This is a genomic window from Paractinoplanes toevensis (assembly GCF_018332695.1).
Classification (GTDB): Bacteria; Actinomycetota; Actinomycetes; order Mycobacteriales; family Micromonosporaceae; genus Actinoplanes; species Actinoplanes toevensis.
In genome coordinates this window covers 46,436-72,804 of sequence record NZ_BOQN01000143.1, presented here as the reverse complement: position 1 = coordinate 72,804, position 26,369 = coordinate 46,436, and the positions used below count along the sequence as shown (strand labels likewise).

19 protein-coding genes are annotated in these 26,369 nt (G+C 69.7%); 6 read left to right on the top strand and 13 right to left on the bottom strand.

Annotation, left to right across the window (positions count from 1 at the left end; translation table 11 throughout):
• Positions 1-13: 13 nt before the first annotated feature.
• From Ato02nite_RS45925 to Ato02nite_RS45905, 5 genes are all read right to left on the bottom strand, one after another.
• Entirely contained in the window at positions 14-853 is an 840-nt protein-coding gene (locus tag Ato02nite_RS45925) for a patatin-like phospholipase family protein (RefSeq protein WP_213013037.1), read from the bottom strand.
• A 17-nt stretch (positions 854-870) separates the two neighbouring features.
• Positions 871-2,274, bottom strand: a complete 1,404-nt coding sequence (locus Ato02nite_RS45920; RefSeq protein ID WP_213013036.1) for a non-reducing end alpha-L-arabinofuranosidase family hydrolase — start codon at positions 2,272-2,274, stop codon at positions 871-873.
• 23 nt (positions 2,275-2,297) lie between these two features.
• Positions 2,298-4,016 carry a cellulose binding domain-containing protein gene (locus Ato02nite_RS45915; RefSeq protein ID WP_213013035.1) on the bottom strand — a complete coding sequence of 573 codons (1,719 nt, stop codon included), beginning with the start codon at positions 4,014-4,016 and terminating at the stop codon, positions 2,298-2,300.
• A 311-nt stretch (positions 4,017-4,327) separates the two neighbouring features.
• Positions 4,328-6,310 (bottom strand): family 43 glycosylhydrolase, encoded by a 1,983-nt coding sequence (locus tag Ato02nite_RS45910; protein WP_213013034.1) that lies wholly within the window; start codon positions 6,308-6,310, stop codon positions 4,328-4,330.
• A 5-nt stretch (positions 6,311-6,315) separates the two neighbouring features.
• Positions 6,316-7,674: a glycoside hydrolase family 10 protein gene (locus Ato02nite_RS45905; RefSeq protein WP_213013033.1), complete on the bottom strand. Its 1,359-nt coding sequence runs from the start codon at positions 7,672-7,674 to the stop codon at positions 6,316-6,318.
• Between the two features lie 320 nt (positions 7,675-7,994).
• On the opposite strand from Ato02nite_RS45905, the gene Ato02nite_RS45900 reads away from it, so the two are divergent.
• The 6 genes from Ato02nite_RS45900 to Ato02nite_RS45875 all read left to right on the top strand — a co-directional run bounded on the left by Ato02nite_RS45900 (position 7,995) and on the right by Ato02nite_RS45875 (position 14,070).
• Positions 7,995-8,969 (top strand): LacI family DNA-binding transcriptional regulator, encoded by a 975-nt coding sequence (locus tag Ato02nite_RS45900; protein ID WP_246608139.1) that lies wholly within the window; start codon positions 7,995-7,997, stop codon positions 8,967-8,969.
• A 123-nt stretch (positions 8,970-9,092) separates the two neighbouring features.
• Positions 9,093-10,046, top strand: coding sequence for an alpha/beta hydrolase (locus Ato02nite_RS45895; RefSeq protein ID WP_213013031.1), 954 nt, complete (start codon positions 9,093-9,095; stop codon positions 10,044-10,046).
• Between the two features lie 78 nt (positions 10,047-10,124).
• Positions 10,125-11,477: an ABC transporter substrate-binding protein gene (locus Ato02nite_RS45890; RefSeq protein ID WP_213013030.1), complete on the top strand. Its 1,353-nt coding sequence runs from the start codon at positions 10,125-10,127 to the stop codon at positions 11,475-11,477.
• Positions 11,477-12,388, top strand: a complete 912-nt coding sequence (locus tag Ato02nite_RS45885) for a carbohydrate ABC transporter permease (protein ID WP_213013029.1) — start codon at positions 11,477-11,479, stop codon at positions 12,386-12,388. The genes Ato02nite_RS45890 and Ato02nite_RS45885 overlap by 1 nt, the downstream gene beginning before the upstream one ends.
• Entirely contained in the window at positions 12,385-13,209 is an 825-nt protein-coding gene (locus Ato02nite_RS45880) for a carbohydrate ABC transporter permease (protein WP_213013028.1), read from the top strand. Before Ato02nite_RS45885 ends, Ato02nite_RS45880 begins: the two co-directional genes overlap by 4 nt.
• Before the next feature lie 3 nt (positions 13,210-13,212).
• A complete protein-coding gene (locus Ato02nite_RS45875; protein ID WP_213013027.1) occupies positions 13,213-14,070 on the top strand; it encodes an SGNH/GDSL hydrolase family protein in 858 nt (285 codons plus the stop codon).
• A 2-nt stretch (positions 14,071-14,072) separates the two neighbouring features.
• On the opposite strand, the gene Ato02nite_RS45870 is transcribed toward Ato02nite_RS45875, so the two are convergent.
• From Ato02nite_RS45870 to Ato02nite_RS45835, 8 genes are all read right to left on the bottom strand, one after another.
• Positions 14,073-15,146 carry a cellulose binding domain-containing protein gene (locus Ato02nite_RS45870; protein WP_213013026.1) on the bottom strand — a complete coding sequence of 358 codons (1,074 nt, stop codon included), beginning with the start codon at positions 15,144-15,146 and terminating at the stop codon, positions 14,073-14,075.
• 19 nt (positions 15,147-15,165) lie between these two features.
• Complete coding sequence (locus tag Ato02nite_RS45865) at positions 15,166-16,899, bottom strand: family 43 glycosylhydrolase (RefSeq protein ID WP_246608138.1); 1,734 nt, start codon at positions 16,897-16,899, stop codon at positions 15,166-15,168.
• Between the two features lie 100 nt (positions 16,900-16,999).
• A complete protein-coding gene (locus tag Ato02nite_RS45860; RefSeq protein WP_246608137.1) occupies positions 17,000-18,310 on the bottom strand; it encodes a CE1 family esterase in 1,311 nt (436 codons plus the stop codon).
• An 88-nt stretch (positions 18,311-18,398) separates the two neighbouring features.
• Complete coding sequence (locus Ato02nite_RS45855; RefSeq protein WP_213013025.1) at positions 18,399-20,027, bottom strand: glycoside hydrolase family 27 protein; 1,629 nt, start codon at positions 20,025-20,027, stop codon at positions 18,399-18,401.
• Between the two features lie 113 nt (positions 20,028-20,140).
• Positions 20,141-21,580: a sigma-70 family RNA polymerase sigma factor gene (locus tag Ato02nite_RS45850; RefSeq protein WP_246608136.1), complete on the bottom strand. Its 1,440-nt coding sequence runs from the start codon at positions 21,578-21,580 to the stop codon at positions 20,141-20,143.
• 77 nt (positions 21,581-21,657) lie between these two features.
• The gene (locus Ato02nite_RS45845) at positions 21,658-23,067 is read right to left on the bottom strand and encodes a hypothetical protein (protein ID WP_213013024.1); all 1,410 of its coding nucleotides are present in this window, start codon (positions 23,065-23,067) and stop codon (positions 21,658-21,660) included.
• Complete coding sequence (locus tag Ato02nite_RS45840) at positions 23,064-25,007, bottom strand: dynamin family protein (RefSeq protein WP_213013023.1); 1,944 nt, start codon at positions 25,005-25,007, stop codon at positions 23,064-23,066. Before Ato02nite_RS45840 ends, Ato02nite_RS45845 begins: the two co-directional genes overlap by 4 nt.
• 247 nt (positions 25,008-25,254) lie before the next feature.
• Complete coding sequence (locus Ato02nite_RS45835; protein WP_213013022.1) at positions 25,255-26,187, bottom strand: IniB N-terminal domain-containing protein; 933 nt, start codon at positions 26,185-26,187, stop codon at positions 25,255-25,257.
• Positions 26,188-26,369 lie beyond the last annotated feature (182 nt).

The following is a 26,369-nucleotide window of genomic DNA, read 5'->3' as shown; positions in this document are numbered from 1 at the left end:
ATATACCCCCGGGTTACCCCCAGACGGCCCGCAACCGCTCGGCCTCGGCCGCCGCCTGCGCCCGGCCGGCCTCCGCGGCCGGTCGCCGCCGCGCCGGATCCAGCACGTTCCGGCCGATGGCGGCACGCGCGGCCGCATCGGGCGACGCCACCGCACCACGCACCCCCGGACCCAGGGCCGCGACCTGCGCGGCCGGCCGCCCGGACCGCCGCGCCGACTGCGTGACCGGGGCGAGCACGACCACCTGCCGGCAACCGGCGGCCAGGTCGGCATTGGCGACCGACCGGACCCCGCCGTCGACGTAGCGGGCCCCGCCGATCGTCACCGGCGGCCAGGTCAGCGGCACCGCACAGCTGGCCGCGACGGCGTCGATCAGCGGGACACCACTGGCCGCGTCGAAAACGCGTACCTTCCCGGTCTCGGCCTCGACCGCCGGGATCAGCAGCCGGGTCGCCGGCCAGTCGCGGTCGCCGATGCGGCGCGCGATCACCGCGCGCCGCTCCGCCTCCGGCACCGTGCGGGCGCGCAGCGCCTGCCGGCCCAGCCAGGCGCGGCCCCGCACCGGATCGCCCGGCCAGAGGCCGGCGACCACGAACTTCGCGATGCCGCCCACGCTGATCCGGGCGGCGATCTCGCCGCCCGGATCAGCGAGCTGTGCCTCGAAAAGATCTTTGAGGGGTACGCCGGACAGGACCTGAGCAGCCACCGCCGATCCCGCCGACGTACCCACGAACAGACCCGCCTCGGTCAGGTCGACCCCCCGTTCGGCCAGGCCGTACAGCAGCCCGATCTCCCAGGCGATCCCGGTCACGCCGCCCCCACCGAGCACGAGAGCCTTGCCGTCAACACCCATGCCTCAGTGTCGCGCCCCTACCGCTGCCGTGTCAGCACGCCCGGGCGGTACGGCAGCTTGCCGTAGTCGCCGTAGTTGCCCGGGGCGTATCCCTGGTAGAGCAGTTGCAGGTTGCAGGGGTCGACGGTCATGGTCTGGTCGGCGGTGGCCCGGACCAGGTCGCCGTGACTGATGTCGTTGGTCCAGGTGGCGCCACTGTTGGCCTTGCCGGCGAACGGGTTGCTCTCGGTCGCGGCCTGCGGGGTCCAGGAACCGCTGAGGCTGCTGGAGGTGAACGAGCGGAAGTACCGTCCGTTCCCGCCCATCGCCTCGACGATCATCAGGTACTGGTTCTGGCCCTGGACCTTGTAGACCTGGACCGCTTCGAACAGGTTGGCCTGGGTGTCGCTCATGATGGTGGTGTAGCTGGTGCCGAAGTTGCCGGGGAAGTTGCCGATCGGCATGCTGGCCCGGTAGATCTTGCCGTTGTCGCCGGCGAAGAACAGGTACATGTTCGTGCTGTCACCGATGATGGTCTGGTCGATCGGGCCGGTGCCCGAGCCGGTGATGCTCCCGGAGAACAGCGGCTGGGCGGCGGACCAGCCGTTGGGGTTGGTGGGGTCGCTGGACGTCTTGTAGGAGAAGGCGGTCGCACCCCACTGGTAGGTCAGGACCCAGATGTTCTTCGGTGCGAAGTAGAACAGGGTGGGTGCGACCGTGCCGGCGGACATGCCGTTCTGGCTGGCCGAGGCCATGTCGGACCAGTTGGTGAACAGGCCGAAGTTCATCGAGCTGTAGGTCGACCCGGTGTCGTGGGTGGTGGCATAGACGAGGTGTTTGCCGTTGTACGGGACAGCGGTGAAGTCCTTGAGCGACACCCAGCCCGACTTCGGGGTCGCCAGCGGTCCGGTGGAGGTCCAGCGGTACGTCGACGGCAGCGTGCACGTGGCAGGCGGCGACGTCGTGGGCGCGGTGGTCGGAACGGTCGTGGGCGCGGTCGTCGGAACCGTCGTGGGAGCGCTCGTCGGCACGGTGCCACCGGTGCACGTCACGCCGTTCACGGCAAAACTCGTCGGCACCGGGTTGCCGCTCGTCCACGATCCGTTGAAGCCGAACGCCACCGAACCGTTGGTGGCGACCGACCCGTTGTAGCTCACGTTCTTCGCGGTCACCGCCGAGCCGCTCTGGGTCAGCGTCGTGTTCCACGCCTGGGTCACCGTCTGCCCGGCGCCGAACGACCAGGTCAGCGTCCAGCTGGTCAGGGGATCACCGAGGTTGGTGATCGATACGTTGGCGCCGAACCCGCCCTGCCACTGCGACGAGACGGCATAGTTCACCGAGCAGCCCGCGGCCGCGGCGTCGGCCGGCATCGCTACGACCACCGCCGTCGATGCCAGCAGCGCGGCACCGATCGCCGCCAGGCCGAATCTGGATCTGGACATGATGCTTCCTCTCGAGGGGGGTTTCAGAGGGTGAACACGACCGTGGAGATGCTGCGGGCGGGGATGCTGACGGTGACCTGGCCGCCGTTGACGCTGGTCGCCTGGCCGGCCGCGTTCGCGGTGCGGGAGGTGACGTAGTCCTCGGCCTTGGTGACGGTCTGCGGTGCCTGGATGACGGCGTTGTTGACCGCGCTGGTCGACCGGTTGAGGATGACCAGTTTGATCTTGCCGCCGCCCTGGTAGGCGGTCACCTCCAGCGGTGACGCCTTGGAGCTCTTGGTCAGCGCGACCCGCTGGTCACCGGGACGCACGTACTTGGCGTACTGCGCGAAGGCGTAGCCACGCTTGAGCACCGCACCCGTGCTCGTGCCGGCGGTGCCGTCCCCGATGAAGGAGTAGTAGCGCTTGCCGTACCACCAGACGTAGGCACTCCAGTTGGCTTCCATCGACTTGTTGACGGTGCGGATGACGTCGTCCAGGGTTTCGTCCCAGACGGCCTGGTTCCCGCCGTCGGCCCAGGCGGTGGACGTGTCACTGGCGGCCTCGTGGAAGTTCCACTCGGTCATCCACACCGGCTTGTTGTACTGCGCGGCCAGGGCGTACGGCTTGAGCCGCCCGGAGTCCTCGGTGCCGTAGAGGTGACCGCCGATGTAGCCGATGTTGTTGCGGGCGGTGGCGTCGTTGAGCGTCGGGTCGGTGTAGCCGTAGTTCAGGTTCACCGCCTCGGCGACCATCAGCTTGGTGTTCAGGATCTTCGCACCCTGGTCGCGGACGAAGTTGCGCAGCTCGTCGCCGCTCCAGTCCATCGAGTCGTAGGCGGGGTGCCAGTCCGGCTCGTTCTGGATCGAGACCACGTCGATCGTCACGCCTTGCCCGCGCATGTACTGCACGTAGCTGTTGAGGTGGTTGGCGTAGTCGTCGTAGTAGTCGGTCTTGAGCTTGCCGCCGTTGATCCGGCTGTTGTTGGTCTTCCACGCGGCCGGCGCGGTCCACGGCGACGCCAGGATCTTCACGTTCGAACCCGACGCTTTCGCCGTCTTCAAAGCGTTGACCTGCGTCGCCCATTCACTGGAGACCGGGGAGATACCGGTCCGCACGATCGACAGACCCAACTGGTTGGTGCCGGTGCCGACCAGCGTCTGCGTCTCCGCGGTCGACCAGGCACCACCCCAGATCGATACGGCGGCCCCGAACCCGTCGATCGTCTGATACTTCGTCGCGGTGTTCACGGTGATGTCCGGCGTGGCACTGGGCGCCGTGGTCGGCCCGGAGGTGGGTGCGGTGGTGGGCGTGGTGGTGGGTGCCGTCGTCGGCGCGGTGGTCGGCGTCGTGCTTCCGGTGCAGGCCACGCCGTTCACCGTGAAGCTGGTCGGCGCCGGGTTGCTGCCGGTCCACGAGCCGTTGAAGCCGAACGAGACGGTGCCGTTGGTGGCGACCGATCCGTTGTAGCCGACGTTCTTGGCGGTCACCGCGGTACCGCTCTGGGTCAGTGTCGCGTTCCACGCCTGGGTGACGGTCTGACCGGCCCCGAAGGACCAGGCCAGAGTCCAGCTCGTGAGCGGATCACCGAGATTGGTGATGGCGACGTCGGCGCCGAAGCCGCCCTGCCACTGCGACGACACGGTGTAGGCCACCGCGCAGCCCGCGGCCGCGGCGCCGGCCGGCAGCGCCGCGGCGACGCCGACCGCGGCCAGGACGACGCCGGAGGACACGGCGGCAATGGTCGCTCTGGGTCTTCTCATGGAGCTTTCTCCTGATGGGGATGAAACCAATGTGGGTGGGAGCGCTCCCAGAAAAGGTTCGGGAGGCGGCAATTCGATGAGTGATTTCGACGGGCAGCCGCAACAATTTCCAGCGGCAATTTCCGGCAGTAACGGCGAGCACCGGGAACGGGGTGCCCGGGCGATGGCGGCACCGAGGCACCCCGTCGTTCGGAACGGTGCGATCAATAATGTTGACGGATCAAATGCTTATCCGCAAGTTTCGATCGCACCGCTCCGAACGGACCGACTCGCTGATCAGGCTCGCTATAACAAATTTTCAGTGCCTATTTCTAGCTCACTCCGAATTGGTTGACGGTCACCGCTCCGCCGAGTGCCGACGTGGCGTAGTTGAAGATGCCGAAGCGGTAGCCCATGAAGAACTGCCAGTCGCTGTTCAACGTGAAGGCCGGCCCGAGCGCGGTGAACGTGCTGCCGTTGGTGCTGTAGGAGAAGGTGGCCGTACGGCCGGAACCGGGTTGGATGTTCGCATTGACCCGCAGCCAGATCTTCCCGCCGGAGACCGCCGCCCCGGCGGCCTCGGAGCCGGTGCCGGTGGTGGTCCAGCCGCTCGTCGACATGGTCAGGCCGTTGGTCATCGACACCCGGGTGGTGCCGTTGTCCTTCCGGATGCCGATCCAGGCCGACTGGTCGCGCAGCATGGCCAGGCCGGCCCGGTCACCGTTCGCCATCGCCGAGTAGTCGAGCTCGACCGTCGCCGTCGACGACGGTCCCTGGATCCGCCGGGTCAGCGTGTTGCGGGCGTTGTACAGGTCGTTCGTGACCGTGGCGGTGGACAGCTTCAGCCCGTTGCCGACGCTGAACTTCGAGGTGTCCGGGTTGTGGTTCCACTCGTACTGCGGGCCGAGGCTTCCGCCGGTGAAGTTGTCCGTGCCGGTCATCGGCGTGAGCGGATGCCAGGGCAGGTTCGGCCGGGGATAGCTGCTCCCCCACCGGCCGTTGACGGTCTGCAGCACCGGCCAGCCGTCGCTGCTCCAGCTGATCGGGGCCATCGTCGGCATCCGGCCGCCCGGGTAGGCGTCGGTGAACGCCATGTAGTACCACTCGCCGTTCTGCGTCTGCACCAGGCCGCCCTGATGCGGGACACCGCCGCCGGAGATCGGGCCGGGCAGGTTCAGCAGCACCTGCCGCTGCTCGTACGGCCCCCACGGGCTGGTCGAGCGCAGCACGTACTGACCGTTGGCCGGCCTGGTCAGCCAGATGTAGTAGTAGTTGCCCCGCTTGTACATCCGGGAGCCCTCGAGCGTGCCGATCGACGACGGCGTGGTGTAGACCGTCTGGGACCGCACCTGCGAGGTGAGATCGGTGGAGAGCTGCGCGACGCTGATCGTGCCGTTGCCGTAGGCCACGTACGGGGTGTCGTTGTCGAACAGCAGGCCGGCGTCGTAGTAGCAGGTGTTGAGCTTGGCCTTCTTCGACCAGCCGCTGCCCGCCGAGGTGGACGAGTAGACGTAGGTGCGGTTGAACTCGGTGCACCCGAGCCAGTAATAGGTCGAGTTGCTGGGCCGGTAGTTGAAGGCCGAAGCCCAAATTCCCTTGACGTACGCCCGTCCGCCGCTCAAGTCGTAGGCGGCCGAGTCGAAGTCCAGCCGGGGCACCGAGTGCCCGGCGTACTCCCAGTTGACCAGGTCGTAGGAGCGCAGGACCGGCGCTCCGGGCGAGTAGTGCATGGTCGACGCCGAGTAGTAATAGACGTCGCCGACCCGGATGATGTCGCCGTCCGCGAAGTCCTGCCAGACGACCGGATTGGTGAAGGTGGACGGCCCGCTGGTCGGCGGGGCGGTGGTGGGCGCAGTCGTCGGACCCGTGGTGGGGGCCGTCGTCGGGCTCGTGGTCGGGCTCGTGGTCGGGGCCGTCGATCCGGTGCAGGTGACGCCGTTGAGCGCGAAGCTCGCCGGCACCGGGTTGGCCGTGGTCCAGGTGCCGTTGAAGCCGAAGCTCGCACTCGCCCCGGTGGCCAGGCTGCCGTTGTAGGACGCGTTGGTCACCGCGACCTGGGTGCCGGACTGGGTGACTGAGCCGTTCCACAGTTGCGTGATCGACTGACCGGACGCGAACGACCAGGTCAGGGTCCAGCCGGTGAGCGGATCGCCGAGATTGTCGATCTTCACGTCGGCGCCGAACCCGCCCTGCCACTGGCTGCTCACGGTGTAGGTGACCCGGCAACCGGCGGCGGCCGAGGCGGTGCCGGCCACGGCGGTCAGACCCGCGCCGACGGCGACGGTCAACATCGCGGCGAGGACCGTACGTCGCATCGTCGTCACCCCACCTGGCAGGCGGGGGTGGCGGCCGGACCGGTGCCGGTGCCCTGGAAGCCGAACTCGGTGTAGCCGCCCGCCGCGATCTGCCCGTTGTAGGAGACGTTGCGGAAGCTGACCGCCCCGGTGGTCCCGGTGTTGGTCGCGCTCCACACGCTGGTCAGCGCGCTACCGGACGGCAGCGTCAGGCTCACCGTCCAGCCGTTGACCGCGCTGGCCCCGGCGGCCACCCGCACGGTGGCGACGTATCCGCCGTTCCACGAGTTCAGCGACGTGCTGGCGGTGCAGCCACCGCCACCGGCCGGTGGCGTGGTCGGGCCGGTCGTCGGACCGGTGGTCGGGCTGGTCGTCGGGTTCGTCGGCCCGGCGGCGTTGAGGGCGTTCAGGACCGAGGTGTACGCGGCCTTCTTGTTGCCGGAGTTGTCGAACAGCAGCGGGTTCTCCCCGGTGCGCCAGGAGTCGCTGTCCCGGATGCCCCACACCGTGATGCCGGTGCACCGGGAGACCGCGAGGCAGGCCCGGGTGACGGTGGCGTAGATGTTGGCCTGGTTGCCGCCCTGGGCGACGTCGAGCTCGGTGATCTGCACGTCGACGCCGAGGGCGGCGAAGCGCTGCAGGTTGCTCTGGTAGTCGCCGGGGATGCTGGTGCCGAGGTGGGACTGGAAGCCGACGCAGTCGATGGGGACGCCGCGGGCCTTGAAGTCCTTGACCATGTTGTAGATGCCGGTGGACTTCGCGTTGACGCCGTCGGTGTTGTAGTCGTTGTAGCAGAGCTTGGCGTTGGGGTCGGCGGCGCGGGCGGCCTTGAACGCGGCCTCGATCCAGTCGTTGCCGGTGCGCTGCAGGTTGGAGTCCCGCCGGCCACCGCTGCCACCGTCGGCGAACGCCTCGTTGACCACGTCCCAGGCGTAGATCTTGCCCTTGTAGTGGGTGGCGACCTGGGTGACGTGGTTCATCATCGCGTTGCGCAGAGCGGTGCCGGACATCGACTGGGCCCAGCCCGGCTCCTGCTGGTACCACAGCAGCGCGTGGCCGCGGACCTTGGCGCCCATCGACTGACCCTGGCTGAGGATCCGGTCGCCGCCGCTGTAGTTGAACGATCCCTGGGACGGTTCGGTCGCGTCCCATTTCATTTCGTTCTCGGGTGTGACCGAGTTGAACTCGCGGTTCAGAATGCCGGTGTAAGTGCTGTTGGAAAGCTTGCCGGCGGCTATTGCCGCGCCGAAGTAACGGCCGCTTTGTGCGGCCGAGGCGCCGAGTGTGCTGGCCGCGTCGGCGGTGCCGATCATTGTGATGCCGGCGGCCAGAACGGAAGCGGCGACGGCTGCGGAAAGCACGACGAAACGGGGACGGATGGTCATGGTGGGTGACGACCCTTCTTACGTACGGGGGAAGGCGGCTCAAGAAAGGGGGGATGGCCCTCCACCCGCGATAGTGAACGTTAACAGGGAGGTGCCGAGGATATTACGGGAGCGCTCCCATGGATTCAAGGAAGCAACCGATAAAGGTACTACGACCGGTTCATAACAAATTTCAGCAAGCCATTTTAGACTTATTATGAAAGCGCGGCGGCCGAGCGGATCGCCGGATTCGCCGAACCCACGGCCGCCCGGGTGTGCTACTTCTGGTAAAACACTTCGAGGCGGGCGGAGAGGCGGGCACGTTGACGGCGGGTCATCGGGTGACCATCTACGAGGTTGCCGACCGCGCCCAGGTGAGCATCTCGACGGTGTCGAACGTCCTGAACAAGCCCGACCGGGTCAGCCCCGCGACCCGCCAGCGGGTCCTGGCCGCGGCCGACGAGCTGGGCTTCATCCCCAAGATGCAGGCGGTGAGCCTGGCCCGGCGCGGCGCCGGCCGGATCGGCGTGATGGCCCCGTTCACCTCGTACGGGTCGTACCTGCGGCGGCTGTCCGGGCTGCTGACGGCGGCGACCGAGCTGGAGATCGACGTCGTGGTCTTCGATCACGAGTCGGCCGCCCTGGCCTCGTCGCCGGTGCTGGCCAGCATGCCCATCCACGGCCGGCTGGACGGCCTGATCGTGATGGGCCTGCGGATCGAGGACGCCATCGCCGAACGGCTCCGCGAGCGCAGCCTGCCGACCGTCGCGGTCGACGCCGACAGCACCCTGTTCAGCCGGGTGGTGATCGACGACAACGCGGGCGGCCGGCTGGCCGCCGCCCATCTGCGCGACCGGGGCCACCGCCACGTCGGATACCTGCTGGAACGGCAGGTTTCCGACTACGAGTCCCAGGCGATCAAACGACTCACCGGGTTCCAGGAGGTCATCGGCGCCGCCGGTGGCACGGTGGCCGTCGCGGACAGCGACAACTCGGTCGCCGCCGCCCGGCAGGCGGCCGCCGCGCTGCTCGACGCCCCCGACCGGCCCGGCGCGATCATGGCGCACCACGACGCTCTCGCCGTCGGCGTGCTGCTGGCCGCCCGCGACCGCGGACTTCGGGTTCCGGCCGATGTGGCGGTCATGGGCTTCGACGACGGCGAGGCGGCGACGGCGGCCGACCTGACCACCGTTCGCCAGCCGTTCGAGGAGTCCGGAAGCGTCGCGCTCGGCGTCCTGCTCGGCCACATCGGCGGTTCGGAACTGCGGTCGACGACCGCGCTCGACGTCAGCCTGGTCGAACGTTCCACCACCTGACACTCGATCTGGTTGCATGGTCATTGAGCTGCGGCTGCGTACAATAAAAGTGCTTTAATGGAAACACTTGACAGGCCTGCCGCGATGAGGTTTCGTGCTTGTAACACGAGCCGGGAGGTGACCATGGAGCTGGACGAGGCGGTCCGGACGTTCCTGTCCACCAAGCCGGATTCCGGTGATCCGCGGGCACCGCTCACGGTGCGGCGGGCGGCCATCCAAGCCGGCGTCGACTCGCTGTTCGCGATGTTCGGCCTCCCGGTCGCCCCGGCCCACCGGGAGCAGGACGTCGAGATCGCGGTGCCCGGCGGCCCGATCCGGCTCCGGATCTACCGCCCGAGCGACGCGTCCGGCCGGCCGGTGCACGTCTTCCTGCACGGCGGCGGGTTCTGGCTGGGTTCGATCGACGAGGCGGTCAACGACGCCACCTGCCGCACCCGGTGCACCGAGGCCGGCTGCGTGGTGGTCGCGGTGGACTACCGGCTGTCCCCGGAGCACCCGTTCCCCACCCCGCTCGAGGACTGCTACGCCGGTCTGCTCTGGGCGGTCGAGCACGCGGCCGAGATCGGCGGCGACCCGGCGAACGTGTCGATCGGCGGGGTGTCCGCCGGTTCCACGCTGGCCGCGGCCGTGGCGCTGCTCTGCCGCGATCGCCCGGGGCCCGCGCTGCGGCTGCAACTTCTCGAGGTGCCGCCGCTGGATCTGACCCTGGACGGCATGCGCGCCTCCGGCGTCGGTGACGACTTCGGCATCACGATCGACGAGATGGCCCTGTGCCGCGACCTCTACCTGCCGTCGCCCGAGGACGCCCGCCGGCCGCTCGCGTCACCGCTGCACGCGGCGACGGTCGCGGGCCTGCCGCCCGCCCAGATCATGACGGCGCAGTTCGACCCGCTGCGCCACGACGGCGAACGGTACGCGGACCGGCTTCGAGCAGCCGGCGTGCCGGTCTCCTACCACTGCTACCCGGGTGCCGTACACGGCGCTCCCCTGCTCACCGGCACCTGGCCGACCGCCCGGACCTGGCAGGACGACCTCCTGCAGGGCCTGCGCGAAGCGCATTTCCCATCGCACCGCTGAACCCACCGGTCCCACCGTTACCCCGGACCCGGCCGTGCTCCGGCACGGCCGGACTTTCTGCGATCCTGGAGGCCTGACATGGCTCATGGACCCACCCGCCGATCACTACTCGCCACGTTCACCCTGGCCACCCTTTTCGCGGGCGCGTGCAGCGCACCCGGCGACAACTCGGACTCCTCCGCCGCGAACGCCAGCGCGGCCCCGGTCACGTCCGCGACCTGCGGCACCGGCCCGGTCACGCTGAAGGGCTACTTCGAGACCGGCTTCGCGCTGCCGAAAAGCCTGTCCGACGAGTTCACCAAGCAGTACCCGAACGTCAAGTGGGACATCCGCGAGGACCAGTTCGCGGTGATCACCCAGAACGCACCGCGGGTCCTCGCCGACGACCCGCCGGACCTGATGCGCCTCCCCCAGGTGTCCGAACTGGTCAAGGACGGCCTGCTGAAGAACCTCGACGGGTACGCCACGGCGTTCGGCTGGGACAAGTGGCCGGCCTCGCAGCTCGAGCAGATGCGGGTGTCCTCGACCGGTCAGCGCGGCGACGGGCCGCTTTACGCGATGGGCCTGAACTTCAGCATGACCGGCATCTTCTACAACAAGAAGATGGCCGCCCAGATCGGCATGACCAAGCCGCCGGCCACCCTGGCCGAGTTCGACTCGCTGCTGCAGAAGGCCAAGGACGCCGGCCTCACGCCGATCAACCAGTTCAACGGCGGCGCCACCGGCGGCCTCGCGTTCCCCCTGCAGAATCTGATGTCCGCCTACGGCGAGCCCGGCGCGATCAACGACTGGATCTTCCAGAAGTCCGGCGCCACCATCGACACCCCGGCGAGCCTGCAGGCCACCCAGCACCTGGAGAAGTGGCTGAAGGCCGGTTACTTCGCCAAGGACATCAACTCGCAGGACTACGCGACGATGATGAGCCGCTTCATCGGCGGCAAGAACCTGTTCATCTTCGACGGCGACTGGGAGTCGGGCAACCTCGACAAGCAGATGGCCGGCAACGTCGGGTTCTTCCTGATGCCCGCGCAGAGCGCCGGCGGGAAGCAGGCCGCCATGTCGGCGCCGCTGACCTACGGCATCAGCAGCAAGGCCAAGAACGCCGACTGTGCCGCGTTCTTCCTCAACTGGGTCGCCACCAACCAGCAGGCCCGGGACATCGCGGTCAAGGTCGGCGGTTCGCACCCGATGGGCCCGGCCGACGCGTACATGCCGGCCGTCGCCGAGGGCACCGTCACCGCCAGCACCCTGGCGGCCGGCGCGACCATCGGCAAGGACAACGGCGCGATGGACTTCATCGCCAACGCGACCGGCGCGATCTACGCCAAGAGCTGGACGCCGCAGCTGCAGAAACTGGCGGCCGGCCAGCAGACCCCGGACGCGCTGCTCAAGTCGGTGCAGAAGGACTACGAGACCCAGGTCAAGAACTGATGTCTCTACCGATCACGGGGCGGCGCGCGCGACGCGCGCGCCGCCCCCGGGCAGCCTGGGCCGGCTGGCTCTTCGCGCTGCCGGCCGTCCTCATGTACGCCACGTTCGTGCTGCGCCCGCTGGTGCTGACCGTGCAGTACTCGTTCTACGACTGGAACGGCATCGGTGCGTCGACCTGGGTCGGCCTGGACAACTACCGCCGGATCTTCACCGACTCGGAGCTGTTCGCGACGATCGTGCACGCGTTCGAGCTGATCGTGTTCTTCAGCTTCGTGCCGGTACTGCTGGGCCTGTTCGTGGCGGCCACCATCCGCGGCATCGCGACCAGCCGGCTCGCGGCCGTCGCCCGTACGGTCCTGTTCCTGCCCCAGGTCATTCCGCTGGTGGCGGCCGGCATCATGTGGAGCTGGCTGCTCTCCTCGACCGGCCTGGCCAACGAACTGCTGTCGGCGGTCGGGCTGGACCGCCTCACCCGGGCCTGGCTCGGCGACTTCGGCACGGCGCTGCCCGCGGTCGGGGTGATCGGGGCCTGGGTGCTGGTCGGCCTCTGCACGCTGCTGCTGCTCGCCGGCATGAGCAAGATCGACCCATCGCTGTACGAGGCGGCCCGGCTGGACGGCGCCGGCCCGGTGCGCGAGTTCTTCTCGATCACCCTGCCCAGCCTGCGCCAGGAGATCGGCGTGAGCGTCACGGTGACCGTGATCGCCGCGCTGGCCAGCTTCGACATCGTCTACATCGCCACCCAGGGTGGCCCCGGCAACTCCACGATGGTCCCGGGCCTGGAGATCTACTACCTCGCCTTCTCCGAGCGGGAGATCGGCATGGCCTCGGCCCTGGCCGTCGCCCTGGTCCTGCTCGTGCTCGCCGTCGTCCTGCCGATCCAGCGCCTCACCAGGGACGGGTCCCGATGATCGTCAATCGTCGCGAGACACTGATCGGGCGGCTCCTGCTGGTCCTGCTGATGGTGATCACCATCGTGCCGTTCATCAGTCTCTTCGTCACCGCACTGCACCCGGCCGGCACCTACCCGTCCGGGCTGTCCTGGCCGGACAGCCCGCAGTGGGGCAACTTCGCCGACACGTTCCGGGCCGCGAACATGGGCAAGCTCCTGTGGTCGAGCTGCCTCATCGTGCTCGGCGTCGTCCCGGCCTCGCTGCTGTTCGGTGCCCTGGCCGGCTTCGCCTTCGGGCACCTGCGGATGCCCGGTCACCGGATCGGGTTCCTGGTCTTCGTGCTCGGCCTGACCCTCCCCTTCGAGGGGATCATCACGCCGCTGTACTACCAGGTGCGTGACATGGGCCTGCTCAACACCCGCTGGGCGATCATCCTGCCGCTGATCGGGCTGTTCATGCCGTTCTCGGTGGTGTGGATGCGGGCCCACTTCGTGACCATGCCGGACGATCTCTCCGAGGCCGCCCGGATCGACGGCGCCGGCACCTGGCAGCTGTTCTGGCGGGTGCACGTGCCGCTGGCCATGCCCGCCCTGTCCTCACTGGCGATCCTGCTGTTCCTCTGGACGTGGAACCAGTTCCTGCTGGCCATCGTGCTCGTCGACGACCCGCAGAAACGGACCATGGCGGGGGCGCTCGGCGCCTTCCAGGGCCAGTGGGGCACCGACATCCCGCTGCTGTGCGCCGGGGCGCTGCTGATCCTGGTGCCCACCCTGGCGGTCTTCCTCATCTTCCAGCGCCGCTTCGTCACCGCGCTGCTGCAGGGTTCGATCAAGGGCTGAGACATGAACGCACCACCGCCGGCGGCCCGTACCTTCACCGACGACGAGCGCCGCCAGTTCCTCCGCTACACCGACACCGGGCAGTGGCCGTTGCTCCGGCGCTTCCCGATCTCGGCCGACCTGCACACCGATCTGCTCGCGCAGATGCTGGCCAGCACGCCGGAAACGGTCCGCGCACTGGTCCGCTCGCTGCACGACGAGACCCGGGCGACGGCGGCCCGGATGCTGAGCGACCACCGGTACCGCGAGGCGGTCGCGGACCTGCCGTTCCGGCCCGGCGACCGCGTCGTCGCGGTCGGCGACTCGATCACCGCCGACCGCCTCGGCTGGTTCGAACTCCTCGCCGCGTCGATCGGCCTGGCCGGCGGCCCCGCGGCCGGGCTGATCAACCTCAGCATCAGCGGCAACACCACCGCCGACGTGCTGGAACGCTTCGATCTGCTGGAAGCGGCCGGGCCGAGCCGGGTCCTGCTGATGCTCGGCACGAACGACGCCCGTGCGCACGGCCGCACCGGAAGCTACCGGATGGCCACGGCCCACGAGACCGAACGCAACCTGCGGGCCCTCGTCGACCTGGTCACCGGAGACCTGAACGCGGAGATCACCGTCATCACCCCACCGGCGGTCGATCAGCACCGTGCCGACGCGTTCTTCGGTGATGTCCCGTTACGGTGGCACGCCTCCGACGTGGCCGAGGTGGCCGACGTCGTCACCAAGACCGCGCCCGGAGCGGTCGACCTCCATCGGGCCATGAGCGCACCGGGCCGCGGCGACCTTCTCGAGTCCGACGGCGTGCACCCGACCCCCGCCGGCCAGCAATTCATCCTTTCCCAGGTGATCGAGCATCTCCGCGCCCGATGAGCTCAGGCCGCGGTGCAGGTCGGGGTGGGCGTGCTGTTCGCACCGGGTGCGTTGGCCAGGAAGCCGAACTGGGTACTGGCGCCGGCGTTCAGTGAGCCGTTGTAGCCGGCGTTGCGGGCCGTGACGGCGGCGCCGTTGGCGGTCACCGTGGCGTTCCACGACTGAGTGATCGTCTGCCCGTTGGCGAACTGCCAGCCGACCGTCCAGCCGGAGATCGGGGCGCCCCCCGCGGTGACGGTCACCGTGGCCTGGAAACCACCGGACCACTGGCCGGCCAGGGCGTACGCGGCGGTGCACGCGGCCCCGCCGGCCGGCGGAGTGGACGGCGGCGGAGTGGACGGCGTCGGGCTGCTCGTGGTCGATCCGGTGCTGCCGATGCTGCCGGGGACGGCCCGGGCGGCGGCGTACCAGACGGCGGCCATCTTGTCGTAGCCGGTCGCGGTGGGATGGATGCCGTCGATCAGGTCCGCGGTGGTCAGCGCGGCGTGCATGTCGACCAGGTGGACGTGTTTCCCGGCGTTGACCTTGCTCTGCACGATGCCGGGGATGGCCGCGTTGAAGACTCGCGCCGCCGACTCCTGGCTCGCCGAGGAGAGCGGGATGATGGTGGCCACGAAGACGTCGGCGTTCGGCGCCGCGGCCGTGATGTGGTCGATCAGGGTGGAGAGCCGGTTCGGCGCGGACGACACGTTGTAGTTCTGCAGGATGTCGTTGGTGCCGATGTGCAGCAGGACCGTGCGCGGGGTGGTCGCGCCCAGCCAGCCGGTGATGTTCGCGTCGATCTGATCGATGCGCCAGCCGGGGTGACCTTCGTGGTCGTGGTCGCCCAGGGTGGCCGGCCCGTTGAACTGCGAGCCGACCAGGTCGACGCGGTAGCCGCCGGCGTTCAGGCGCTGCCAGAGGCCGATCCGGTAACCGCCGGGCACCTGCGTGCCCTCGGTGATGGAGTCACCGAGGGGCATGACGCGCACCCCTCCGTTGGACTCGGCCACCGCGGGGCCGGCGCCGGCCACGGCACCGGCGAGAACGAGGGCGGCGCTCACAGCCGCCAGGGGGAACCATCGCTTGCTCTTCACGTTCGCTCCGGGGGTCTCGTCAGGCGGGGGTGCAGGTCAAGGCCGGGGTGGCCGGCGTGCCGGAGGCCAGGAACCCGAACGTGGCCGTGCCGCCCGCGCCGAGAGCGCCGTTCCACGACACGTTGCGCACCGTGGCGGCCGAGCCGCTCGTGGTCAGCGACCCGTTCCAGATCTGGCTGATCGACTGCCCGCTGCCGAGCGTCCAGCCGACGTTCCAGCCGGTGATCGCGGAGGCGCCGGCCGTCACCGTCACCTCGCCCTGGAAGCCACCGGACCAGGTGCCGGTGGTGGCATAGGTCGCGCTGCAACCGGCACCGGCCGGGGGTGTGGTGGGCGGGGTCGTCGGCGGCGTGGTCGGTGGCGTGGTCGGCGGGGTCGTGGTGCCACCGGCCGGGCTGAACTGCCACCAGTTCATGTTCATCAGGTAGCCGCTGCCGCCGGTGTACCGCAGGTACAGGTCCCGGGTTCCGGTCGCGCCGCTGACCGGACAGGTCACCGACGTCCAGGTCTGCCAGCCGCCGGTCCCAGGGACGGTGCAGGTGCCGACCAGGGTGCCGGTGGAACTGCCGAGCCGCAGCTCGATCGACCCGCCGCTGGTGCCGGACGCCACCCGGGCGGTGAAGGACGACGCCCCGGCGCCGAAGCCCACGCCCTTGACCTTGAGGTAGTCGCCGTTCTCGATGAAGCCGACGTTCATGCCGCCCTCGGACGCGGGCTCGGTCTCCACTCCCGACTCCCAGGCGATGGTCTCGGCTTCCTGCCGGACGTACGGATCGAGCGTGCCGATCTGGGGTGCCCCGGTGGTGGTCATGGTGATCGTCGGGATGGTGCCGTCCGCGTTGTAGCTGAACTTCTCCACGGCGACCGAGCGGGTGTATCCGCCGCCACCCGGCAGCGCGCCGTTGTGGTAGAAGAAGTACGACCCACCGGCGAAATCGATCACGCCGGGATGGTTGGTGAAGCTGCTCCCCTGGGTCGGCATGATCGTGCCGCGGTAGGTCCACGGCCCGGTCGGGCTGGTCCCGGTGGAGTAAGCGATGAACTCCGAGCAGCATTTCGCGGCGAAGACGATGTAGTACAGGCCGCCGCGCTTGTAGACCCACGGTCCTTCCTCGAACAGCGTCGGCCGGTTCGCGTCGCCGGTGCGGGTGCCGAACCCGGCCGTGGTCAGCGTGATCTTGGTGGGGCTGCCCGAGTAGGAGGTCATGTCCGCGTTGAGCCGGACGTACCAGAGATCGGGGTTGCCCCAGTAGAGATACGCCTGCCCGTCGTCGTCGACGAACACGGTCGGGTCGATCTGACCGTTGCTGACCAGCGGCTTCCCGATTGCGTCGGTGAACGGGCCGGTCGGGCTGGACGACACCGCCACACCGATACCCATCTGACCGGTCGCCCGTACCGTCGTCGGCACGTACCAGTAGAACTTGCCGTTGCGGTAGACGGTCTGGCCGGCCCAGGCGTTGGCGCTCGCCCAGCTGAAGGTCGCCACGCTGAGCGGGGAGCCGTGATCGGTCCAGTTGACCATGTCGGCCGACGACCAGACCCGCCAGTCCTTCATCGTGAAGTAGGTCGAGCCGTCCTCGTCGTGCCCGGTGTAGAGGTAGACCCGCCCGTTATGGACCAGTGGCGCCGGATCGGCCGTGTAGATCGTCTGCACGATCGGGTTGTCGGCCCGGGCGGGCGTCGGGGCCACGCCCAGCGACAGGACGCACAGCAGCGCGATGAGCCAGGCTCGCACGCCAGTTGTTCTCACGATTTTCTCCTCCAGGGGTAGCGGCCGTCCGAGGGGGAGCTCGACAGTCAGGATGAAGGCGCGGGGGCTCCCGACCGTCCTCGTGGAGCCCCCGCGCCGGTCAGGTCCGGTTGCAGGTCAGCGTCGGTACCGGGCCCGCAGTCCCGGAAACGATCATGCCGAAACTGGTGCCGGAACCCGGGGTGAGTGCCCCGTTGTAGGCGGCATTGGCCACGGTGGCGGAGCTGCCGTCGGCGGTGAGCGTGCCGTTCCAGACCTGGCTGACCGACTGGCCGGACGGCATCGTCCAGTTCACCCGCCAGCCGGTGGTGCTCGCCGAACCGGTGGCGGACACGGCAACATCCACCTGATAGCCGCCCGTCCAGGTGCTGACCACCTTCCAGGTGGCACCGCAGGAGGAGGGCGACCCGGTCGGCGGAGTCGTCGGCGGAGTCGTCGGCGGAGTCGTCGGCGGAGTCGTCGGCGGGGTCGTCGGCGGGGTCGTCGGACCCGAGGTCGGGGTGGTGCTGGGCAGCTGGGTGAAGAACTTCCAGACCTCGCCGCCCACCCAGGTCCGCGCACCGCTGGTCGATGTCGAGCCGTCCACCGGCTCCGGGGTGTGGTCACCGTCGAACGCGGCCCACTCCACCGGGTACCCGGCACGGCAACCCGAATACACCGTCACGATGTGGGTGAGACTGCCCTGCGCCGGCTCGCGCGGGCTCTGCGCCGTACATCCGTTGTTCCGGACGAAGGTGTCCCGGATCGACCGGCCCATCGAGATGTTCAGCACGCTGTCGTGCGTACCGTGGATACCCAGGTAGGCCACCGGCTGCGTACCCGGGCTGCAACCGCTGAGGTTGGCCCCGGACAGAACGGCGACCGCCCGGAACACGGCCGGCCGGGCACACGCGACGGCATAGCTCATCGAGCCGCCGTAACTCCAGCCGAGCGCGAACAGCTGGCTGGTGTCGACGCACAGGTCACCCTCGATCAGGGCGGTCAGGTTGTCGACCAAGGTCAGATCCCGATTGCCGGTGTTGGCCCAGCCGTTGTCGATGCCCTGCGGCGCGACCAGGATCGCCGAGTTGTCGGAGAGCCCCTGGAGTCCGTAGTAGCCGCCGCTCACCACGTTGCCGGCCGTGCCGTTCAACCAATGAAAGGCGAAGATCAGCTTGTACGGCCGATTGCGGTCGTAGTTGTCCGGAACCCGGAGGATGTAGGTGCGGTTCTGGCCGCCGCTCGAGATGGAGCGGGTGCCGCTGGTCAGTGTCGGCGCCTTGCCGCATCCGGCGGTCGTCCCGGCCGCGGCGGATGCCGTCCCGCTCAGCACACCGGCCGAGATCGCCGCGCCGAGCATAAGGACGAGAACCGCCGCGACCGGACGCCACCACCATTCATACCGGTCATTACGGGGAGCGTTAATACCCATGACGGGCACATTACGGGAGCGCTCCCAAAGCATCAATAAAAATGACTTGCACCGTATCCATAACAGATTTTCAGTGCAATTTTTCCGGTCAGCGGCGGGTCCACCGCTGATTCGCGGCGGCCGTGCAGGTCCACAGCAGGGTCACGGTGCCGTTCGCGGTCAGGTTGTGGTCGACGTCGAGGCAGAGGCCGGACTGGTTGCCGCGGATCGTGCCGTCGGCCTGGAACGTCCACTGCTGGTTGGTGCCGCCGTTGCAGTCCCAGAGCTGCACCTTGGCCCCGGCGGCTGCCCCGATCGGCGCGTCGAGGCACTTGCCCAGGGCCTGCAGGGCCTGACCGGAGACGGTCCACTGCTGGTTGGCCGCACCGCCGCAGTCCCAGATGACCGGCTGGGTGCCGTTGGCGGTACTGCTGTTCGGCACGTCGAGGCAGCGCCCGGAGGAGGTGCTGACCAGCGTGGTCGACGTGGGCACCGGCGGCTCGCCGGAAGTGCCACCGCTGACCCGGTAGACGACGGTTCCGTGCGCGGGCACGCTCGCGCTGATCGTGCCGCCGCTGCTCGTGGTGGCACCGGTCCAGGCATCGACCAGGGTGAACGCCGAGCCGGTCTTCCCGATCGCGGCGGCGGTGGTGGAGACCGTCCGGGTGGCACCGCTCTGGTTGAACAGAGCCACCGCGACATCGTCGTTGGCCAGGCGCTTGGCGAGCACCCGCTGGTTGGTGTCGGCGACCACCGAGCTTGCCTGCCGGCCCAGGGTGTCCTGGTTGATCGCGATCAGGCGGGCGTTCTTCAGGATCGTCTGGGTGGCCGTGTCCATGTTGCGGATGTCGTTGCCGGCGATCAGCGGCGAGGCCATCATCGCCCAGAGAGCGAAGTGCGAACGCATCTCGGTGTCGGTCATGCCGCCCCGGCCGACCTCCATCATGTCCGGATCGTTGAAGGCACCCGGCTTGGCATACCCGGCGAGGGGCACGGTGACGTCGACGATGTTCTTGATGCCCATCGGATAGCCGTTGCTCTGGCCGGTGTCCCAGGCGTTGGTGATGTCCTCGGTGGTACGCCAGATGTTCGCCACGTCGCCCCAGTTGCGCTGCGGCCCGGTCTTCGCGTGGATGCTGTTCGAGTTGATGCTGTAGAGGATCGGCCGCCCGGTGGCGGCGAGCGCGTCGCGCATCTTGGCGAACGTGCTGACCTGGTCGTTGATGGTGCCGGTGGGCGAACACCAGTCGTACTTCAGGTAGTCGACGCCCCAGGCGGCGAACTGCCGTGCGTCCTGGGCCTCGTGACCCTGGCTACCGGTGGCACCCGGATAGGAGCTGAAGTACTGCGCACAGGTCTTGTCCAGCGGCACCTCGTACAGGCCGAATTTGAGCCCTTTGCCGTGCAGGTAGTCGCCGAGGGCTTTCATGCCGCTGGGGAAACGGGTGGGGTCGCCCTGCAGGTTGCCGGCCGAGTCCCGGTTGGGGTTGAACCAGCAGTCGTCGACCACGACGTACTGGTAGCCCAGATCGCGCAGACCGGAGTTGACGATCGAGTCGGCCATCTGCCGGATCAACGTCTCGTTGATGTTGCAACCGAACGTGTTCCAACTGTTCCATCCCATCGGCGGGGTGCGGCCGACGCCGTTCTCCAGGGCGTGGGCCGCGGGGGCCGGCAGAGCGGCCGCTGCGCCCCCGAAGACCAGGGCAGCGGCCAGTACGGCTTTCGCCAGTTTCATCGTTTCTCCTTCTCGGCTTGGAAGGAGCACGTTGCCACCAGGTTTCGTGGCATTCAAGGCCGTGTATGCATATAACGCGGGTAACAATTTTTCAGCGACACAATTGAGCGTTCTCAGATCAGCGGGGCGCGGACCAGGAACGAACTGTCGGCGCGGAACCCGTCGGTGCCGTCGTACTGATCGACCCACAATTCGGTACCCACGTGGCGGAGGAAGAAGCCGGGATAGTTGGCCGACTCCAGCGACACCGAACCGGCGATCCCGCCGGCCTGCACGCAGAACGTGGCGTCTCCGCGGGCCAGCGAGGTCTTCTGGTCCTTGCTGGTCCGCAGCCGCCACTCCTGGTGACGCAGATGCCGGCCGTCCGCCGTCCGGAACGTGAAGCAGCCTCGATCGGCCAGGCCCGGGACCGCCTCGAAGGTCGCGCGGCGCCGGGCCGCGCCGGTCGTGACCGCGTCGAGCTCACCCCGGTCGCCGTCGATCGCGACGAACCGGCCGCCGGAGTTGGCCGATTCCAGCGACAACCGCCCGGTCCGGATCGTCCCGGCCGCCGACGACGGTGCCGCGACCACCGGGGTGACCGATGGCGGTCGATCAGCCCGGTCGGTCGTGGTCACCCAGGCGCCGGCGACGGCCAGGGCCGCGACCGCGGCGGCGACGGCCCAGCCGCGCGGCCCCGGAGCATGCAGGACGCGGCTGAGAAGCGACGGGGTCGTTCCAGTCGCTACGGTGGTGGACGTCGCGGCGCCGACCGCCTGCGGCACCGGGAGCAGCACGAAGCCGAGGAGCAGGCGTTCCGTCGGAATCATGCCGGCGGCGGTGCCGGTGCAGGCCGGACACGATCGGGTATGCCGCGCGATCCGCTTGCGCCAGAACGGATTCGGCACACCGTCCCACTCGGCCACCACGTCGGCCAGGTCCGGGCACCCCGGCATCGCCTCCAGCGCCGCCACGATCGCGCGGCTCAGGTCGAGCTGCTCCCGCATCCGTTGCAGCCGCACTCCCGCGTGTCCGACGGTGAGCCCGAGCGACGCGGCCACCTCGGTTCGGGAGAGCTCACCGACCGACTCGAGCCACCACAGCGCCAGTACCGCCCGGTCCTCGGCGGACAGCCACCGGCTGGCGTGCCGCACCTGCCGCCGCTGGCCGGCGATCTCGACCCGCAACAGCGCCGGGCCCTCCAGCTCGGCGGAGGCGTCCGGCCGCCAGGCCGCCTCCTCGAGGGCGGCGGTCCGGCCGGCGACCCGGCCGGCGCGGGCCAGGTAGGTGCCGACCTCGTGCACGGCGATCGCCGCGAGCCACGGGCGGAAGCTCTCCGGCCGGCGCAGACCGCGCAGCTGACGCAGTGCGCGCAACACGACGTCCTGCACCACGTCGTCGACGTCCGGGTCGGCCCCGAGCACCTGCCGGACGAGGTTGTAGACCATCGGCAGATGCCGGCGAACGAGCACGTCCAGTGCCTCGCGGTCGCCGGCACGCGCGGCAGCGGCGAGCGCGTCGTCGGCCTCACGGTCCCGTCGCGCCCGCGGTTCCGTCGCGAGCCTGCCCGTCAACCAAGGATCCTTGTGAACGTTGAAAATGTGTTCGGGATGTTACGAGAGCCCATCAAAACAATCAATGAGCCGCGTGGTCAGCCCAGGTCGTCGAGGATCGCGGTGCAGCTGCGCAGCACGACCTCGGCGGCCCGCCGGCCGCCCGCGGTGGTGGCCGCCCGGGTCTGCTGGTGCCACCGGCCCGCGGCGTCCTCGGCGACCGGCCACAACTGCTCGGGCGGGCTCTCGGCCGGAAGGCCGAGCCGTTCGGCGTGTGCGGTGCCCTCGCCCCCGGCCAGTCGCCGCGCCTCCACCGCCAGCTCGGCCGGCAGCGTGACCCGGCCGGTGCGCAGCGCGGCCAGCAGCCGCAACTCGCGGAACTCGTGCGCGCCGGCCACCAGCCGGTCGAGCTCGGCCACCAGATGGGCGGCCTGCGGTCGGCTCTCGGCCCGCAGCAGGTGGTCGAGGGCGATCAGCGCGGTCCGCGCCTTGAGCGCGTCGCGCCGCGCCGTGAACAGGTCGCTGATCGACGCCTGCAACTCGGTCAGTCCACTCTGCCGCATCAGCTGAGCACCGAGCTCGGCCCGGCTCCGCGCACCGCTGCGCACCAGGGTGACCGCCAGCCGCAGGCCGCCGATCCCGAACCGCCGCAACAGGGCCTCCCGGCGCTGCACCGGCACATCGACTCCGAAACCGGCGGCGGTGAAGCGGTCGGTGGACAGCAGGCGCGCGTCCGCGTCGGCCTTGGGCAGGGCAGCCACCGCGGCGACCGACGCGTACTCCTCCTCCCGCAGGCCGCGCCCGGCCAGCGCCAGTTGCCCGGACAGCGCGAGAACGTCCTGGCAGAGGGCCGCGACGCGCGGCTCCCGCCGGCGCCGGCGGGCGATCTGGCGGGCGCCGAGGATGGCGTCCGGCCGGCCGCCGGCGGTTTCATCGGCCCGGGAGAGAACCACCATGACGTGTACGGGGAACGCGCCCGCACCCCGGCCGGACTGCGACTCCTGCAGCGGGGTCAGGTCGTCGCCGAGATGCCGGGTGACGTAGAGCAACGCGTCGGCCGGCACCTCGGTGTCCCCCTCGACGCCGGCCGCGTCGAGCAGGCGGGTGTGCCGCAGCGCCCGGCACGGCCAGTCCACCACCACCCGCGAGACCCCGCCCAGAGCCCAGTCGACGGCGTGCCCCGCCTCCTTCGCCCGCCGCATCGGCGCGGTCCAGGCCGGCGCGTCGGGCGGAAAGACGTGAGCGACCGGGCGGGGACCGTCCTGGAACCAGACCGGCGCGCCACCCGCCCCCTCCACCACGACCGGCGCCACGTCCTCCCCGATCAGGGCGTTGACCAGGGTGGATTTGCCCGATCCAGGTGGCCCGGCAACGGCCAGCCGCAACGGCTCGACCAGCCGCTCCCGGTGCCGGCGCAGCCACGTCTCGGCCCGCTCGTGCCCCCGGAACACCTGCGCCGCGTCGTCGAGCAGCCGACCGGCCCGCTCGGCCAATCCGGCCCCGCTCACCCCGGACCCGCCATCAGCGCCAAGGCCTGCTTCTGCAGGCCGGCGAGACGGATCAACTCCTGTTCGGTACGGCGAGCCCGGCCCTCGCGGACCGACGCCTCACGCTCCGCGTCGGCCTTGGCACTGCGCAGCGACTCGATGATCGCTTCCTGCAGATCCTCGGTGACGGCGGTGAAATGGTCACGCAGGGCGCGCTGGATCCGGCGTACCGAATCCTTGGCGTCCTTGGCCAGACCCACGTAGATCTCGTCGACGTGTTGCCGCACGGTGGCGCGAGCCACCGCCTGGCGGCGCCGGAGCAGCGACTTGCCCTCCTCGCGAATGCTCTTGCCGCCGAAGACGGCACCGCCGCCCAGCGAGATCGGGTTGATCAGCGACATGCCGGTGAGGCTGGTGACCAGGCCGACCATCAGCACACCGCCGTAGGAGCCGCGCAGTCCGGTGAACAGTTTCTGGGTCATCGTGAACCGCTCGACCTGCGGCGACTCGAGCTCGGTGACCCGCTCGCTCACATCGCCCTGAACGCCGGGCACCCAGTTCGGCAGCACGTCGCCGAGCTCGGCCGGGAACTCGGCGGCCACCGCCCGGGCCAGCCATTCGGCGCGGTCGCCGAGCCAGCCCAGGCTGGTCTGCGCGACCTCCAGCAGCGCCTCCCGCAGCCACTGCTCGAACTCGTCCCACACCCGCACCGGGTCGGCCTCGGTGAACGTCTCGTCGGCCCGGGCGATCACCGCGCGGGTGCGCTCGCGCAGGTCGTGCTCGATGTCCGACATCAGGTCGCCCACCTCGTCGGACAGCCGGGTCTGCCAGCGGGTGGCACACTTGCGCAGCTCGTCCATGCGCCGCTGGGTCTCGTGCAGACGCTTGACGGCGTGCGACGTCTCGCTCTCGGCGCGCTGCGCGTCGAGGTCGTCGCGCAACGTCACGGCGAGCCGCTCGGTGACGGTGCGGCCGAGCACGCCGACGGTGGCCCGGGCCAGCCGGTCGGGCTTGGCCGCCACGGTCGCCTCGAGCAGGCTGATCAGCGCCGGGAAACCGGACTCGCCGTTGAGCGCCGCGTCGCCGGTCTGCACGGCGCGGACCCGCAGCGTGGCGGAGAGCGGAAGGACCGTGGCCGGCACCCCCGCCTGCACCAGCCGCATCCGGCTGGCCTCCAGGTCACGCCGCCAGTGCGCCGCGTAGTCGGTCTTGGTGTAGGCGACCACCAGGCTCGGGAACAGCCGGCCCAGGTCGGCCAGCACGGCCACCTCGGCGTCGCTGAGCTCGCGGCCCGCCTCGCAGACGAACAGCACCAGGTCGGCCCGCCCGTCCGTGGCCAGCTCGCGCAACCGCCCGACCGCGGCGGGCGCGACGGCGGGCAACCCCGGCAGCGGCGGGGTGTCGATGAGCTGCAGGCCCGACGCGAGCAACGATCGGGGCACACCCACGTCGGCGTGCAACCGCCCGACCGTAGCGGCGGGCTGGATCGCCACGGTCTCGGCCAGCGCGTCGGCCAGCCGATCCAGCGCCAGCGGAATGCTGTCCTGCCGAGCGGCATCGGGCGTCCACGCGGTGTCCGGCGCGGCCCGCACGATGAGCTGGGCGGTGGGCGCCGCGGTGTGCCGCACCACGGTGGGAACCATGGTGCCCCGGTCCTCGCCGACAACGCAGACCGGGGCATTGATCAGGGCGTTGATAAGCTGGCTCTTGCCCTGTTTGGCGGCGCCGACCACAAGCACCCGCAGATGCGGGTGCAGCAGCTGCGCCCGGCGCTGCCAGAGCCAGGACACCAGGTCGGTCCGCCCGTGTTCCTGGCAGGTCCGGATCGTCGCATCGAGGACGTCCAGCCACAGCGACGCCGGAGCGCCGGACGTGGCGAGGGCACCGAGTTCCGTCCGGCCCGGCCGGACGGGGGAAGCTGGACCCGCATAGGCCGTGGGTCCAGCTTCCCAACTCTCCATCGGGGCGCTCGCCGTTCCTTCCGTCCGGCCGGGTCCGGCAGCGCCGTCCTGGCAGTCCTCTACATCCTCGGCGCGGTCCTCAACACGCAGGGCCACACCGACCTGATCGACCCGTCCTCGGCAACCGGTCCTCGGCGGCCGACCCTCCTCTGCAGCTCGTCCTCTGCAGCTCGTCCTCAGCAGCTCGTCCTCAGCGGCCGGTCGTCCGCGGGCGGACGGTCGTCAGTGGCCGGTCGTCAGTGGCCGGTCAGAAATCCAGACCGGTCAGTCCGCCGAGCAGGCCGTGCCCGTGGTCGGGCTCGACCGCGCCGGTCACGCCGCCGACCACGCCGGAGACCGAGTGCTCGATGCCGCTGACCGTGCTGTCCACCCCGGCCACCCCGGTGCCGTCGGGCAGCAGGCCGCCCGCCGGGTCGGAGCCGATGACGGAGCCGACGATCGAAGAGGTTGCCCCGTGCACCCCCGAGACGTCAAGGTCGTGGGCGCCACCGACGCCGATCGATCCGGTGATGCCGGTGACGGCGCTGATGGTGCCGTCCAGCGAACCGGTCAGGCCGGGCGTCAGGTGCGAGACGAGACCGTCCGCACCGTAGGTCACGTCGGTCACGGTCTGCTGCACCGGTGCGGTCACACCCGCGTGGAGGTCGACATCGGCGCCGGCGTCCAGGCCGGTGCCCGGGTCGTAGTCGGCGGTCAGCCCGGCCGCGCCGGTCACGTCGCTGACCAGGCCGCCCGCGCCGGTCACGCCGAGCCCCGTGTGGCCGAAGAGACCGCCGTCGTGCAGGACGAGACCATTGTCCAGCGCGCCGGAGATCAGATGATCAACCGAGACCGTCACCGCACCGGCCGCCGCGACGTTCAGGTCGCCGGTGAAGTGTGACGTGTTGCCGCCGAGCTGCGCCGTGATGCTCTGCAGGTGCGCCGCCGCGCCGGCGATGTCGAGGTTGGCCACACCCATGGTCAGACTGTCCACCTGAGCGACCGGGTCGGTGGTGGTCAGACCGCTGAGCGGGGCGAAGTCGAGCACGAGCGGAAGAACGTCCTGCACGTCGGCGGCGGTAACGTCACCGAGCCCGGCCTGCTGCAGGCTGCCGTGCGGGTCGACCTCGAACGCGCTCCGGGCACTCGGGTCGTAGATCAGGTTGAGGACGAAGTCCTGCAACGTGGGGGATGAATCCATGAGCAGCGTCTCCTGACTGCATTTGTGGTCACGCCAGGCGATGGGTAGCCCGGCGTGAGAACGACGCTAGGCGCCGGCGGTGGTGCGGCGGATGGGGGAACGCTCCCCCATCGCGGATTAGGGGATCGGTGGGAAAGCGCCCCCGGCGTTGGGGGTTTAGGGGATCGAGCGGCATGATTTTG